This window comes from Rhizobium sp. TRM96647 (genome assembly GCF_025780115.1).
Taxonomy (GTDB): Bacteria; Pseudomonadota; Alphaproteobacteria; order Rhizobiales; family Rhizobiaceae; genus Mycoplana.
In genome coordinates, this window is sequence record NZ_JAOXHF010000004.1 from 349,029 (window position 1) to 364,001 (window position 14,973).

The window sequence follows — 14,973 nt, forward strand, 5'->3', positions numbered from 1 at the left end:
CCAACCTCTTGTGGGCAGCAGGCCCTGCGTCCCCTTGAGGTGTTGTCTTCTATAGCGACAGGCGGATAGGGTGACACCTCTTTTTTGGGATGAACAGCTTTTCCGTGAACGACCAGATCGTGCGCCCCGGCGACATATTGACGACCTCCGAACTTGCCAGCGTGGCGAGCCGTGCATCGGCGACGCCGATGATGGAACAGTATATCGAGATCAAGGCCAACAATCCCGATAGCCTGCTGTTCTATCGCATGGGCGATTTCTACGAGCTGTTCTTCCAGGACGCTGCGGACGCCTCGCGTGCGCTCGGCATCACCTTGACCAAGCGCGGCCAGCACCTGGGACAGGACATCCCGATGTGCGGCGTGCCGATCCATGCCGCCGACGACTACCTGCAGAAGCTGATCGCGCTCGGTTTCCGCGTCGCCGTCTGCGAGCAGGTCGAGGATCCCGCAGAGGCGAAGAAGCGCGGCTCGAAGTCGGTCGTCCGCCGCGACGTCGTCCGTCTCGTCACGCCGGGAACGCTGACCGAGGAAAAGCTGCTCTCGCCGTCCGACGCCAATTACCTGATGACGCTGTCGCGCATCCGCGGCGGCGCCGAGCCGGCACTGGCGCTCGCCTGGATCGACATCTCCACCGGCGTCTTCCGGCTGGCCGAGACGACCGGGCAGCGGCTGCTGGCGGATATCCTGCGCATCGAGCCGCGCGAACTGATCGTGCCCGACACGCTGTTCCACGATCCCGAATTCCGCCCCGTCGTCGACGTGTTGGGCAGGGTCGTCGTTCCCCAGCCGGCGGTGCTGTTCGACAGCGCGACGGCGGAGGGCCGGATCGCGCGCTACTTCGACGTCGGCACGCTCGACGGCTTCGGCACCTTCTCGCGCGCCGAGCTCTCGGCGGCCTCGGCCGCGATCGCCTATGTCGAGAAGACGCAGATCGCCGAGCGCCCGCCGCTCGGGCTGCCCGAGCGCGAGAGCGCGGCCTCGACCCTGTTCATCGATCCGGCGACGCGCGCCAACCTCGAGCTGGTGCGCACGCTGTCGGGCGAGAAGAGCGGCACGCTGCTGAAGGCGATCGACCGGACGGTGACGGGCGGTGGCGCGCGGCTTCTGGCCGAGCGGCTGATGTCGCCGTTGACCGACCCGGAGCCGGTCAACGAGCGCCTGGATTCGATTGCCGCCCTTGCCGCCCGGCCGTCCTTCGCCTCCGATCTGCGCGATGCGCTGAAGCTTCTGCCGGACATGCCGCGTGCGCTCTCCCGGCTGGCGCTCGGCCGCGGCGGCCCGCGCGACCTCGGCGCCCTGCTGCAGGGCCTGCGGGCAGCCTCGGCGGTCGCCGGCATGATGGCGGCACAGGATCTGGAGGGTGAACTGGCAGCCGCCCGCAGGGATATCGAGGCCCTGCCGGCGGACCTGGTCGAACGGCTTGCCTCGATGCTCGGCGACGAGCTGCCGCTCCTGAAGCGTGACGGCGGCTTCATCCGCGAGGGCGCGGACGCCGAGCTCGACGAGATGAGGGCGCTGCGTGACCAGTCGCGCCGGGTCATCGCCGGCCTGCAGCTGCAATATGCCGAAGAGACCGGCGTCAAGTCTCTGAAGATCAAGCACAACAACGTGCTCGGCTATTTCATCGAGGTCTCGGCCGGGAACGCTTCGGCGCTGACCGAGGGCGACGAGGCCAAGGCGCGCTTCATCCACCGCCAGACCATGGCGGGCGCGATGCGCTTCACCACCACCGTACTGTCGGAGTTGGAGACGAAGATCGCCAATGCCGCCGACCGGGCGCTGGCGATCGAGCTCGCGGCATTCGAGATCCTCACGGAAGCGGTGGTCGCGCAGGCCGATGCGGTCAAGGCCGCCGCGCGCGCCTTGTCCGTCGTCGATGTCTCGCAGGGGCTTGCGGTCCTTGCCGAGGAACAGGCCTATTGCCGCCCGGTCGTCGACCGCTCGAAGATGTTTGCGATCGCGGGCGGCCGTCATCCGGTCGTCGAGCAGGCGCTGCGCCGGCAGGCGGGCAATCCCTTCGTCGCCAATGCCTGCGACCTCTCTCCGGCAGGCGGCAAGGGAGACGGGGCGATCTGGCTGCTGACCGGCCCGAACATGGGCGGCAAGTCGACCTTCCTGCGGCAGAACGCGCTGATCGCCATCCTGGCGCAGATGGGCTCCTACGTCCCGGCCGAAAGTGCCCATATCGGCATTGTCGACCGGCTGTTCTCGCGCGTCGGCGCCTCGGACGACCTCGCCCGCGGCCGCTCGACCTTCATGGTCGAGATGGTCGAGACGGCGGCGATCCTCAACCAGGCGACCGAGCATTCGCTCGTGATCCTCGACGAGATCGGCCGGGGGACCGCCACATTCGACGGCCTGTCGATCGCCTGGGCCGCGGTCGAGCACCTGCACGAGGCCAACCGCTGCCGCGGCCTGTTCGCCACCCACTTTCACGAGCTCACGGTGCTTTCCGAAAAGCTCGGCCGCCTTTCCAATGCCACGATGCGGGTGAAGGAGTGGGACGGCGAGGTGATCTTCCTGCACGAGGTGGGCCCCGGTGCCGCCGATCGCTCCTATGGCATCCAGGTGGCGCGGCTCGCCGGGCTCCCTGCGTCCGTCGTCGCCCGGGCGAAGGACGTACTTGCCAAGCTGGAGGACGCCGACCGCAAGAACCCGGCGAGCCAGCTGATCGACGACCTGCCGCTGTTCCAGGTGGCGGTCCGGCGCGAGGAGGCGGCCAGGGACGCCAACGCTTCGAAGGTGGAGGAGATGCTGAAGGGCCTGAGCCCGGACGACATGTCGCCACGGGAGGCGCTGGAGGCGCTCTACGCATTGAAGAAGGAAGCCGGCGATCGCTAGAGTCTGTCGCCGCGGTCCAAAAAGGGCTATAGCCCTTCGGCACCGGGAGGTGACCACAGGCAGAAAGGCAGCAGGCGGCCGCATTCCATGGACAGCAAAGTAACGGTACCGGCCCATTCCGGCCTGCTCGACGTCACCGCCCTGAGGGCAAAGTGCGAATTCATCGCCAGCGCCAATGCCGAGCAGCGCGACCGCATGCGCCAGGCGCTGCTGGCCGAACTGAAGAAGGCCTATCAACTGGGGCGGGAGCAGGCGCGGGAACTGCTGTTCGCCGACGGCAGCGGTCTCGCCTGTGCCGGCCGCCTCTCCTGGCTGCAGGACCAACTCATCTCCATCGTCCATGATTTCGCGCTGAACCATGTCTTCAGCGCGGCGATGGCGCCGGAGGCCGCCCGCATCACGGTGACTGCCGTCGGCGGCTACGGCCGCGGCACGCTGGCGCCGGGCTCCGACATCGACCTTCTGTTCCTGCTGCCGCCCAGGCCGCAGCCCTGGAGCGAGCCGGCGATCGAGTTCATGCTCTACCTGCTCTGGGACATGGGCTTCAAGGTCGGCCACGCCACCCGCAGCATCGAGGACTGCATCTCGCTGTCCAAGAGCGACATGACGATCCGCACCGCGATCCTCGAGGCGCGCTACGTGTGCGGTTCGCGGCCGTTGTTCGACGAGCTCTCCGTCCGTTTCGAGCGCGAGATCATGCGCGGAACGGGACCGGAATTCATCGCCGCCAAGCTCGCCGAGCGCGACGAGCGCCACCGCAAGGCCGGCGACACGCGATATCTGGTGGAGCCGAACATCAAGGAGGGCAAGGGGGGCTTGCGCGACCTGCACACGCTCTTCTGGATCGCCAAGTACTACTACAACATCCGCGATCCGGAAGAACTCGTGAAGCGCGGCGTCCTGTCACGCCACGAGTTCAAGCTGTTCCAGAAGGCCGACGATTTCCTCTGGGCCGTTCGCTGCCACCTGCATTTCCTCACCGGCAAGGCGGAGGAGCGGCTGTCCTTCGACGTGCAGTCGGAGATCGCCGCCTGCCTCGGCTATCAGCCGCATCCGGGGCTGTCGGCCGTCGAGCGCTTCATGAAGCACTATTTCCTCGTCGCCAAGGACATCGGCGACCTGACGCGCATCTTCTGCGCGGCACTCGAGGACCAGCAGGCCAAGGAGGCGCCGGGCATCACCGCCGTGATCAGCCGCTTCACCCGCCGCAACCGCAAGATCCCGGGCTCGCTCGATTTCGTCGAGGACCGCGGCCGCATCACGATCGCGAGCCCCGACGTATTCAAGCGCGATCCCGTCAACCTGATCCGGCTCTTCCACATCGCCGACCTCAATGGGCTGGAATTCCATCCCGACGCCCTGAAACTGGTCACCCGGTCGCTGCGCCTGATCAACAACGCACTGCGCGACGACGAGGAGGCCAACCGGCTCTTCCTATCGATCCTGACCTCCCCGCGCGATCCGGCCCTGATGCTGAGGCGGATGAACGAATCCGGCGTGCTCGGCCGGTTCATCCCTGAATTCGGCAAGATCGTCGCGATGATGCAGTTCAACATGTATCATCACTACACGGTCGACGAGCACCTGATCCGCTCCGTCGGCGTCTTGTCCGGCATCGAACAGGGGCGCGAGACGGAGGCTCATCCGCTGGCCGCCATGCAGGTCATGCCCAGCATCGAGGATCGCCTGCCGCTCTATATGGCGGTGCTGCTGCACGACGTGGCCAAGGGCCGGCCGGAGGATCATTCGGTCGCCGGCGCCCGTCTGGCGCGCAAGCTCTGCCAGCGCTTCCGCATGACGCCGAAACAGACCGAACTCGTCGTCTGGCTGATCGAGGAGCACCTGGTCATGTCGATGGTGGCGCAGACCCGCGACCTGAACGACCGCAAGACCATCGTCGACTTTGCCGACAAGGTGCGCTCGATGGAGCGCCTGAAGATGCTGCTGGTGCTGACCGTCTGCGATATCCGCGCGGTCGGCCCGGGCGTCTGGAACGGCTGGAAGGGGCAGTTGCTGCGAACGCTCTATTACGAGACCGAACTCGTCCTGTCGGGCGGCTTCTCCGAGGTCTCGCGAAAAGAACGGGCGAAGGCCGCGCGCGAGGCGTTGTCGGAGGCGCTCGCCGACTGGAGCCAGAAGGACCGCAGGGCCTATGCCCGCCTGCACTACGATCCCTATCTGCTGACGGTATCGCTGGAGGAGCAGGTGCGCCATGCCGAATTTATCCGCGGCGCCGACAAGGCCAGGCAGGCGCTCGCGACCATGGTGCGCACGGATAGCTTCCACGCCATCACCGAGATCACCGTGCTCTCTCCCGACCATCCGCGGCTCCTGACGGTGATCGCCGGCGCCTGTGCCGCCGCCGGCGCCAATATCGTCGACGCGCAGATCCACACCACCTCCGACGGTCGCGCCCTGGATACGATCCTCGTCAATCGCGAATTCCCGAACGATGCCGACGAGATGCGGCGCGCGGCCACTATCGGCAAGATGATCGAGGACGTGCTTTCGGGCCGCAAGCGCTTGCCGGAGGTGATCGCCAACCGGACCCGCGGCCGCAAGCGCTCCAAGACCTTCACCGTGCCGCCGGCGGTGACGATCTCCAATGCGCTGTCCAACAAGTTCACGGTGATCGAAATCGAGTGCCTCGACCGGCCCGGCCTCCTGTCCGAGGTGACGGCGGTGCTGTCGGACCTGTCGCTCGACATCGCCTCGGCCCATATCACCACCTTCGGCGAGAAGGTGATCGACACCTTCTACGTCAACGACCTGCTCGGCCAGAAGATCACCAACGAGAACCGCCAGGCCAACATCGTCGCCCGGCTGAAGGCGGTGATGGCCGAGGAGGCCGACGAGGCGCGCGACCGGATGCCGTCGGGCATCGTGGCGCCCGTGGGCGCCAAACCGGGGGTCAGGGTCGCCGAATGAGCCTTGTCACGAAATTTGCTACCGTCGGCGGCGCGACGCTCGGCAGCCGTATCCTGGGCTTCGCCCGCGAAACGCTGATGGCGGCGGCACTCGGCACCGGTCCGATGGCGGATGCCTTCTATGCCGCCTTCCGCTTTCCGAACCTGTTTCGCCGCCTGTTTGCCGAGGGAGCCTTCAACGCCGCCTTCGTGCCGCTCTTCGCCAAGGAGATCGAGGCCGGCGGCGTCGACGGCGCCAAGCGTTTTTCCGAGGAGGTCTTCGGCGTCCTCTTCACCGTGCTGATGCTCATCACCATCGCCATGGAACTGGCGATGCCGCTGATCGTCGCCTGGGTCATCGCGCCGGGCTTCGTGGGCGACCCGGAGAAGTTCGACGTGACGGTCAGGCTCGCCATCGTCATGTTTCCCTACCTGATGTGCATGTCGCTGACGGCGATGCTTTCGGGCATGCTGAATTCGCTGCACCACTATTTCGCCGCCGCCGTCGCGCCGATCTTCCTCAATCTCGTGCTGATCAGCGCGCTCGCCTTCGGGCTCTACACCGGCGCCTCGCCGCTGGATACGGCCTGGTATCTCGCCTGGGGCGTTCTGGCTGCCGGCATCCTGCAGATGGTGGTCCTCTATGCCGGCGTCCTGCATGCCGGCATGCGCATCGGCTTTCGCCGGCCGAGGATGACGCCGAACGTCAAGCGGCTCTTGTGGCTGGCGCTGCCGGCCGCCGTCACCGGCGGCATCACCCAGATCAACCAGATCATCGGCCAGATGATCGCCTCGACCCGGGAGGGGGCGATCTCGGCCCTGCAATATGCCGATCGCGTCTATCAGCTGCCGCTCGGCGTCGTCGGCATCGCCGTCGGGGTCGTGCTGCTGCCGGAACTGGCGCGCGCGCTGAAGGGCGGGCACGAGCGGGAGGCGGCCAACCTGCAGAACCGGTCGCTGGAATTCGTGCTGTTCCTGACGCTGCCGGCCGCAGCCGCCCTCTGGGTCATCTCCGACGAGATCGTCCGCGTCCTTTACGAGCGCGGCGCGTTTTCGCCCGAGACCACTTCCATCGTCGCAGGCACGCTCGCGATCTACGGCCTCGGCCTGCCCGGCTTCGTGATGATCAAGGCACTCAATCCCGGCTTCTTCGCCCGCGAGGATACGAAGACGCCGATGCGCATCACGCTGTTCTCGGTGGTGGTCAATTGCGTGCTGGCCGTCTCGCTCTTTCCCCATTTCCACGAACGCGGCATCGCCACCGCCGAGGCGACCTCGGGCTGGCTGACGGCGATCTTCCTGTTCGTGACGCTCGTCCGCCGCGGCCACTGGCCGCTGGAGAAGGCGCTTGTCTGGCGCGTGGCACGGCTGGTGATCGCCGCCTTCGTCATGGCCGCAAGCCTCGACTACGCCTCGGGGCTGATGGCGGCGCGGCTCGCCTCCACCGCCTCGCTTTTGGAGCAGGTGGCCGCGCTCGGCGCCCTGATCGGCCTGTCGATGGTGATCTATTTCGGCGTCGCCTTCCTGATCGGCGGTGCCGACCTCGGCATGATCCGCCGCAACATCAGGCGCAAGGCAAAGCCGGCGCCGGAGAGCGGCGAATGAAGGGACGGATTGGGCTCGTCACGCTGGTGGTGCCGGACTACGACCGCGCGATCGCCTTCTATTGCGGGGCGCTGCGCTTCGACCTCGTCGAGGACACGCAACTGCCCGACGGCAAGCGCTGGGTGGTCGTGCGCCCCAAGGGGGACGACAACGGTGGCGACGGCACGGGGCTGCTCCTGGCGGAGGCCGTCGGCGAGGCGCAGGTGGCTGCGATCGGCAGGCAGACGGGCGGCCGTGTCGGCTTCTTCCTCCATACCGGCGATTTCGAGCACGATTTTTCCGCCTTCGTCGCCGCCGGCGTCCGTTTCCTGGAGCAGCCGCGCACGGAGGCCTACGGCACCGTTGCCGTCTTCGAGGATCCCTTCGGCAACAAGTGGGACCTGCTGCAGCCGGCGCCCTGATCGCCGGCGCATGGGTCCCGCCTGCGCCTCAACGCATGGCGACGACCTTCGATTTCGATCTGTTCAGCTTGGCGAGACCGCGTCCCCCGCAATAATTCCAGCGCCGCTTCGGCCCGACGTCGACATGGACGATGCCATTGCAATAGGTGCCGATGCCGCCGATGCCGGGTGCGGTCTTTGCCGCAGCGACGATGCGGCTGACCGGGACGCCGGGCACGCGGATGTCGGCCGCCATGCACTTGCGATGATAGGAACCCCGCCGGCCGCCGGACCGGTTACCGGAGGTCACCAGCGGTCGTCTGCCGGTCTGGGCTGCAATATGGGCAAGAACGGCGTGCAGCCGCCCCGGGAAACAGCGATGCTGGACCCGTGGCGTCTGGGTCGCATAGGCGAGCGTAACCCGCCCCTTGTCCTTCTTGAAATTCAGCTTGGTCTCCTCGCCCGCCTGCGCGCCGTCGATGGCGAGAGTCGAAAGCGCGAACAGGCCGGCCAGCAGCATGCAACATGCTCTCCGCATGATACCTCTCCTGATCAGGTCGGTCAGCAAAGCTGGCCGGGATACCTCCGCCCCGGAGAGAACTGAAATCCCAAAATTGGCTTTTGTGAGGATTTTATTGCTAATGTTAGTTAATACTTAAGGAGTATTAAGGGCGTGCCGCGATTGTGCCGTCTTGACGCCACGATCTCTGCCCGAACCGTGTCGGGATCGTGCTCGCCATTGCCCGCTTGATTGTGCCCCGGCCGCCGTGCATAAGCGCGCCCGTGAACCAGTTGCGGCACCCGCTGCTTGGGCCCTCCACCAGCCTCACGAGGACATCATGACCGCTTTCAAGCCGCTCGTCTTTTCCGGCGTCCAGCCGACGGGCAATCTCCATCTCGGCAACTATCTCGGTGCCATCCGCAAGTTCGTCGCGCTGCAGGCGGACAACGACTGCATCTACTGCGTCGTCGACCTGCATTCGATCACCGCCCAGCTTGTCCACGAGGACCTGAAGGGGCAGATCCGCTCGATTGCGGCCGCCTTCATCGCGTCCGGCATCGATCCGGAAAAGCACATCGTTTTCAACCAGTCGGCCGTGCCGCAGCATGCCGAACTGGCCTGGATCTTCAACTGCGTGGCCCGCATCGGCTGGATGAACCGGATGACCCAGTTCAAGGACAAGGCCGGCAAGGACCGCGAGAACGCCTCGCTCGGACTGCTTGCCTATCCGAGCCTGATGGCCGCCGATATCCTCGTCTACCGCGCCACCCACGTTCCGGTCGGCGACGACCAGAAGCAGCATCTGGAACTGGCCCGCGACATCGCGATGAAGTTCAATCTCGACTTCCGGGACAAGATCCGCGCCTCCGGTACCGGCGTCGACATTCTGGTTGGCGACGAGCCCGTGCACGCCTATTTCCCGATGGTCGAGCCGATGATCGAGGGTCCGGCGCCGCGCGTCATGAGCCTGCGAGACGGCACGAAGAAAATGTCGAAGTCCGACCCGTCCGATCTGTCCCGCATCAACCTTATGGATGATGCCGAGACCATCTCGAAGAAGATTCGCAAGGCCAAGACCGATCCCGAGGCGTTGCCGTCCGAGACCGAGGGGCTGAAGGGCCGGCCGGAGGCGGAAAACCTCGTCGGCATCTATGCTGCCCTGTCCGACAGGTCGAAGGCGGAGGTCCTGGCAGAGTTCGGCGGCCAGCAGTTCTCCACCTTCAAGCCGGCGCTGGTCGATCTCGCCGTCAACGTTCTTTCGCCGATCACCGCCGAAATGCGCCGGCTGATGGACGACACCGCCCATATCGACGCCATCCTCCGCAACGGCGGCGAACGGGCTCGCGCCCGGGCCGAGAAGACGATCGCCGAGGTCTCCGACATCATCGGCTTCCTGCGCTAGCGGCGGCTTCCCCGGCCGCCCCCTTCCCATGCGGGAAGGAAGGCGACACGGCGCCGCCAACCTGCTGGGCGCCAACGTGACGCGCCGCTGGCCAATTCCCATCGCCCGGATTTGGTATAAGCTGTGGCGGAATCAGGGCGAAGGTGAGTGAGACATGGTATCGACACGACAATCACGCCTGGAGGGACACCGGCGGAAGTTCCTGGCGATCGTCGACGAGACGCCGGAGTGCCAGCGCGCCACGCATTATGCGGCGGCGCGTGCGAAAAACTCCAATGGCGGCGTTGTGCTGCTCTATGTGATCCTGGCCGGCGACTTCCGTGAATGGCTGGGCGTGGAGGAGATCATGCGCGCCGAGGCGCGCGAGGAGGCCGAGGCCATCGTCGCCAAGGCGGCCCAGTCGGTGCGCGAAAGCCTCGGCATCGAACCGGAGATCGTCATCCGCGAGGGGAACGCGGCCGACGAGATCAATGCCCAGATCGAGGAGGACCGGGACATCGCGATCCTCGTCCTGGCGGCGGGTTCGGCCAAGGAAGGGCCGGGACCTCTGGTGTCGTCGCTCGCCGGCCGTGCCGCTTTCCCGATTCCCGTTACCGTCATTCCGGAGACCCTGACCGACGAAGAGATCGACGCGCTGAGCTGAGGTCACGATTCCTGCGGCCATGCCTTGATGCGGCGGCCGGAAAAGCCTATTTTCTTTTGAATAGTTCTAAACATTCGCCGCGGAGCCTTGAACCCGACGGCATGGAGACGAGAAGATGTTCATCCAGACCGAGACAACGCCGAACCCGGCAACCCTGAAATTCCTTCCCGGCAAGGTCGTGCTGGAAGAGGGAACGGCGGAGTTCCGCGACGAGACCGAGGCACAGGCGGCTTCGCCGCTGGCCGCCCGCCTGTTCGGCGTCCCCGGCGTCACCGGCGTCTTCTTCGGCTACGACTTCATCACCGTCACCAAGGACAATGCCGACTGGCAGCACCTGAAGCCGGCGATCCTCGGCACGATCATGGAGCACTTCATGTCCGGCCAGCCGATCATGGCCGGCGGTGCGCTCGGCGGCGACGACAGCGAGGAAGGCGAGTTCTACGACGAGGGTGACGAGGCGATCGTCGCGACGATCAAGGAACTGCTCGCGACCCGCGTCCGCCCCGCAGTCGCCCAGGACGGCGGCGACATCACCTTCAAGGGCTATCGCGATGGTCGCGTCTATCTCAACATGAAGGGTGCCTGCTCGGGATGCCCCTCGTCCACTGCCACCTTGAAGCACGGCGTTCAGAATCTGTTGCGTCATTTCGTACCGGAAGTTCAGGAAGTTGAAGCGGTCATGTAATTCCCGGCACCCCTCCCGCGGGTGCCACCGATGATCCTGCTGGCGATCGATACGTCCGGCAGCGGCTGCTTCGCGGCCATCCATGACAGCGACAGCAACGTCACGCTCGGCTTTGCCGGGGAGGATATCGGCCGCGGCCATGCCGAGCGGCTGATGGCGTTCGTCGACGCCGCCCTCGATAGCGCCGGCGTCGAACTGTCGGCGATCGAGCGGATCGCCGTGACCATCGGGCCCGGCTCCTTCACCGGCATCCGTGTCGGCGTGGCGGCGGCCCGCGGGCTGTCGCTGGCGCTGGGAGTGCCGGCCGTCGGCGTCTCGACGCTGGCGGCGATCGCAGCCGACCATCTTTCCGGCCATCCGGCGGCGCCCGTGTTCGTCGCGATCGACGCCAAGCGCGGCGAGGCCTATTGCCAGGCCTTTGCCGCCGACGGGTCGGTGATCACGGCACCGCAGGTCCTGTCGCTCGAAGAGGCGCGCTCGGAGGCCGAAGCCTCCCGGGGAACCGTCATCGGCTCGGCAGCAGCGCTCGTTGCCGGGACCGCCGGCGAGATCGAGCCATCCCGGCCGGTCCCGATCGAGGTGGTGGCCCGTCTCGGGGCGCTGGCCGATCCCGTTGGCGACAAGCCGAAGCCGCTCTATCTTCGCGGCCCGGACGCCAAGCCCCAGGCCGGTTTTGCCATTGCGAGGGTGTGATCCGTGTCGTTGACAGACTTCTTCCTCCGCAGGCCGCCCGAATTCGAGATCTTCCCCATCGAGCCGGAGGATCGCGGGGTGATCGCGAGCCTGCACAAGGCGCGCTTTGCCCGCGCCTGGAGCGACGGCGAGTTCCATTCGCTGCTGTCGCAGGACACCGTGTTCGGCTTCATCGCCTGGCAGACCAACGCATCCGGCCGTCCCTCCGGCGGGTTCGTGCTGGCGCGCGCGGCGGCCGGCGAGGCGGAGATCCTGACGATCGGCGTCGATGTCAGGTTCGAGCGTGCCGGGCTCGGCTGGCGGCTGATGCAGGCGGCCCTGCGCGAAGCGCGCATGCGCGGCGCCGAGGAGATCTTCCTCGAGGTCGACGAAGGCAATCTTGCAGCACTCAGGCTCTACGAGAAGCTCGGCTTCGCCAAGGTCGGAGAGCGCAAGGCCTATTACGAGCAGGCCGGTCGCCGGTCCACGGCGCTTGTCATGCGGCGCGATCTTCGCTAGTCCCCTTCTGGCAGGGCCGCATGTTCGGTTGCGAACCCTGGACGTGCTTGCGACGGGACCGGGACGACATGACGGAAGTGGAAAAAACGCTGGAGGAGCTTTGCGTCGAGCGCGGCATGCGCATGACCGAGCAGCGACGCGTGATCGCCCGCGTTCTGGAGAGCTCCGCCGATCACCCGGACGTGGAAGAGCTCTATCGCCGTTCCGCCGATGTCGATCCGCGCATCTCGATCTCCACGGTCTACCGCACCGTCAAGCTGTTCGAGGACGCAGGCATCATCGAGCGCCATGACTTTCGCGACGGCCGCTCGCGCTACGAGACCGTTCCGGAAGAGCATCACGATCACCTGATCGACCTGAAGACGGGCACCGTCATCGAGTTCCATTCGCCTGAGATCGAGGCGCTTCAGGAGAAGATCGCCCGCGAGCATGGTTTCCGCCTGGTCGATCACCGCCTCGAGCTCTACGGCGTGCCGCTGAAGAAGGAGGGCGAGTAGGGCGGTCGCATCATGCCATCGCCTGCTTGCAGGATCTGATTGATCGCCTGGCTCCGCATCGTCCTTGTCCTTCTCTGCCTTGCGATCGTGACGCTGGCCCTGCTGCCGGCCCAGCTTCTCTGCCTTCGCTTCGACCTGAAGTCCCGCCGCCGCATCCCGCGGCTCTGGCATCGCGCGGCTTGCGCGCTGCTCGGGCTGAAAGTGCGCGTGCACGGGGCGCTGGAGAAACGCCGGCCGCTGATGCTCGTTGCGAACCACGCCTCCTGGCAGGACATTCTCGTGCTCGGTGCGATCGCCGACGTCGTCTACATCGCCAAGTCCGAAGTCCGCGACTGGCCGGTGTTCGGCCTGCTGGCGCGCCTGCAGGCCACGATCTTCGTCGTGCGCGAGGAGAAGCGCAAGACCGGCGAGCAGGTGGGCGAGATCGCGCGGCGGATGGCCGACGGCGAGATCGTCGTGCTGTTTCCGGAAGGCACGACCTCGGACGGAAACCGCCTGCTCGAGGTCAAGACCTCGCTGTTCGGCGCAGCCGCCACGGCGGCCGCCCAGGTGCCGGGCGGGACGGTCTTCATCCAGCCCCTCTCGATCGCCTATACCGGGATTCACGGCATGGCGATGGGGCGCTATCACCGGCCGATCGTTGCATGGCCCGGCGACATCGCGTTGCTGCCGCACCTGCTCGGCATCCTGAAGGAAGGCGCCTTCGAGATCGACATCGATTTCGGCGAGATGATCCCCTACGATGCCTCCGGCCATCGCAAGGCGCTGAGCCGCGAGGTGGAGGGCCGTATTCGCACGATGCTGGGCGACAGGCTGCGCGCCCGCTGACCGCGACCACCGAAACCGGCAGCTCTCGATCGACAGGGCTTCAATTCCCGGGCTTTTTCGACTAAAGACGCGCCCATGACAGACCAGATTTCCGCAATCGACGGGACCTCGCAGCCGGCACCCGTTTCACGCAACAGCCGAAAGGTGTTCGTGAAGACCTATGGCTGCCAGATGAACGTCTATGACAGCGAGCGCATGACGGACGCGCTGTCGAAGGACGGCTACGAGCCGACGACGACGCTCGAGGACGCCGACCTTGTGCTCCTCAACACCTGTCACATCCGCGAGAAGGCGGCGGAGAAGGTCTATTCCGAGCTCGGGCGCCTGCGCGACATGAAGAAGGCACGCGCCAAGGACGGCCGCGAATTCGTGATCGGCGTCACCGGCTGCGTCGCCCAGGCCGAGGGCAGTGAGATCCTGCGCCGGGCGCCGGCGGTCGACCTCGTCATCGGGCCGCAGACCTATCATCGCCTCCCCGAGGCGCTCAGGCGCGCCAAGGAGGGCGAGCGCGTCGTCGATACGGACTATGCGATCGAGGACAAGTTCGAGCATCTGCCGGCGCCGAAGAAGGCGCAGACGCGTGCCCGCGGCGTCGCCGCGTTCCTGACCGTGCAGGAAGGCTGCGACAAGTTCTGCACCTTCTGCGTCGTTCCCTATACCCGCGGCTCCGAAGTCTCCCGCCCGCTGTCCCAGATCGTGGCGGAGGCCGAGCGTTTGGTGGATGCGGGCGTGCGCGAGATCACGCTGCTCGGCCAGAACGTCAACGCTTGGCACGGCGAGGGCGGAGACGGTGCGGAGATGGGGCTCGGCGCCCTGCTGGCCCGCCTGTCGGAAATCGAGGGGCTGGCCCGCATCCGCTACACCACCAGCCATCCGCGCGACATGGACGAGGCGCTGATCGCCGCCCACCGCGACCTGCCGAAGCTGATGCCCTACCTGCACCTGCCGGTGCAGTCCGGTTCCGACCGGATCCTGAAGGCGATGAACCGGCGCCATACGGCCGCCGACTATGTCGCCCTGATCGAACGCATCCGCGCCGTCCAGCCGGATCTCGCCATTTCCGGCGACTTCATCGTCGGCTTCCCCGGCGAGACGGACGAGGACTTCGAGGACACGATGGCCCTTGTCCACAAGGTCGGCTATGCGCAGGCCTTCTCCTTCAAATACTCGATCCGGCCGGGCACGCCGGGTGCGGAGATGGACGGACACGTTGCCGAGGGTGTAAAGTCCGAGCGCCTCGAGAGGCTGCAGGCGCTGCTGTTCGAGCAGCAGAAGGCTTTCGCTGCAGGATGCGTTGGCAAGGAGATCGATCTTCTGCTCGAAAAACCGGGCCGGATGCCCGGCCAGCTCGTCGGACGATCGCCTTGGCTGCACCCTGTTAATGTTGATGCAAACGGCTCCGAAATCGGTGACATTATAAGGGTACGAATCACCGGTGCCGGCCCGAACAGCCTTTTCGCCGAGGCGATTGGTTGAGGGGCGGACAGCAAG

13 protein-coding genes are annotated in these 14,973 nt (G+C 66.2%); 12 read left to right on the plus strand and 1 reads right to left on the minus strand.

The window, feature by feature from the left end; genetic code table 11:
* Positions 1 to 89: 89 nt before the first annotated feature.
* The 4 genes from mutS to OCK02_RS10270 all read left to right on the plus strand — a co-directional run bounded on the left by mutS (position 90) and on the right by OCK02_RS10270 (position 7,755).
* Positions 90 to 2,843 (plus strand): DNA mismatch repair protein MutS, encoded by a 2,754-nt coding sequence (gene mutS, locus OCK02_RS10255; RefSeq protein ID WP_263812963.1) that lies wholly within the window; start codon positions 90 to 92, stop codon positions 2,841 to 2,843.
* 87 nt (positions 2,844 to 2,930) lie between these two features.
* A complete protein-coding gene (locus OCK02_RS10260; RefSeq protein WP_263812964.1) occupies positions 2,931 to 5,771 on the plus strand; it encodes a [protein-PII] uridylyltransferase in 2,841 nt (946 codons plus the stop codon).
* Positions 5,768 to 7,354, plus strand: a complete 1,587-nt coding sequence (gene murJ / locus OCK02_RS10265; protein WP_263812965.1) for a murein biosynthesis integral membrane protein MurJ — start codon at positions 5,768 to 5,770, stop codon at positions 7,352 to 7,354. Before OCK02_RS10260 ends, murJ begins: the two co-directional genes overlap by 4 nt.
* The gene (locus OCK02_RS10270) at positions 7,351 to 7,755 is read left to right on the plus strand and encodes a VOC family protein (RefSeq protein WP_263812966.1); all 405 of its coding nucleotides are present in this window, start codon (positions 7,351 to 7,353) and stop codon (positions 7,753 to 7,755) included. Before murJ ends, OCK02_RS10270 begins: the two co-directional genes overlap by 4 nt.
* Positions 7,756 to 7,783: 28 nt before the next feature.
* Here the strand turns inward: OCK02_RS10270 and OCK02_RS10275 are convergent, their stop codons facing one another.
* Positions 7,784 to 8,272, minus strand: coding sequence for a YcbK family protein (locus OCK02_RS10275; RefSeq protein WP_263812967.1), 489 nt, complete (start codon positions 8,270 to 8,272; stop codon positions 7,784 to 7,786).
* Positions 8,273 to 8,573: 301 nt separating this feature from the next.
* Between OCK02_RS10275 and trpS the strand changes: the two genes are divergently transcribed.
* The 8 genes from trpS to miaB all read left to right on the plus strand — a co-directional run bounded on the left by trpS (position 8,574) and on the right by miaB (position 14,958).
* A complete protein-coding gene (gene trpS / locus OCK02_RS10280; RefSeq protein WP_230807420.1) occupies positions 8,574 to 9,638 on the plus strand; it encodes a tryptophan--tRNA ligase in 1,065 nt (354 codons plus the stop codon).
* 154 nt (positions 9,639 to 9,792) lie between these two features.
* The gene (locus tag OCK02_RS10285) at positions 9,793 to 10,281 is read left to right on the plus strand and encodes a universal stress protein (RefSeq protein WP_230807419.1); all 489 of its coding nucleotides are present in this window, start codon (positions 9,793 to 9,795) and stop codon (positions 10,279 to 10,281) included.
* Positions 10,282 to 10,396: 115 nt separating this feature from the next.
* Positions 10,397 to 10,966 carry a NifU family protein gene (locus tag OCK02_RS10290; protein WP_230807418.1) on the plus strand — a complete coding sequence of 190 codons (570 nt, stop codon included), beginning with the start codon at positions 10,397 to 10,399 and terminating at the stop codon, positions 10,964 to 10,966.
* Between the two features lie 30 nt (positions 10,967 to 10,996).
* Positions 10,997 to 11,659, plus strand: coding sequence for a tRNA (adenosine(37)-N6)-threonylcarbamoyltransferase complex dimerization subunit type 1 TsaB (tsaB, locus tag OCK02_RS10295; RefSeq protein ID WP_263812968.1), 663 nt, complete (start codon positions 10,997 to 10,999; stop codon positions 11,657 to 11,659).
* A gap of 3 nt (positions 11,660 to 11,662) precedes the next feature.
* Positions 11,663 to 12,157: a GNAT family N-acetyltransferase gene (locus OCK02_RS10300; RefSeq protein ID WP_230807416.1), complete on the plus strand. Its 495-nt coding sequence runs from the start codon at positions 11,663 to 11,665 to the stop codon at positions 12,155 to 12,157.
* Positions 12,158 to 12,225: 68 nt separating this feature from the next.
* Positions 12,226 to 12,654: a Fur family transcriptional regulator gene (locus OCK02_RS10305; protein WP_230807415.1), complete on the plus strand. Its 429-nt coding sequence runs from the start codon at positions 12,226 to 12,228 to the stop codon at positions 12,652 to 12,654.
* A gap of 39 nt (positions 12,655 to 12,693) precedes the next feature.
* Complete coding sequence (locus OCK02_RS10310; protein WP_263812969.1) at positions 12,694 to 13,482, plus strand: lysophospholipid acyltransferase family protein; 789 nt, start codon at positions 12,694 to 12,696, stop codon at positions 13,480 to 13,482.
* Between the two features lie 75 nt (positions 13,483 to 13,557).
* On the plus strand, positions 13,558 to 14,958 hold the full coding sequence (gene miaB / locus OCK02_RS10315; protein ID WP_263812970.1) for a tRNA (N6-isopentenyl adenosine(37)-C2)-methylthiotransferase MiaB: 1,401 nt from the start codon (positions 13,558 to 13,560) through the stop codon (positions 14,956 to 14,958).
* Positions 14,959 to 14,973 lie beyond the last annotated feature (15 nt).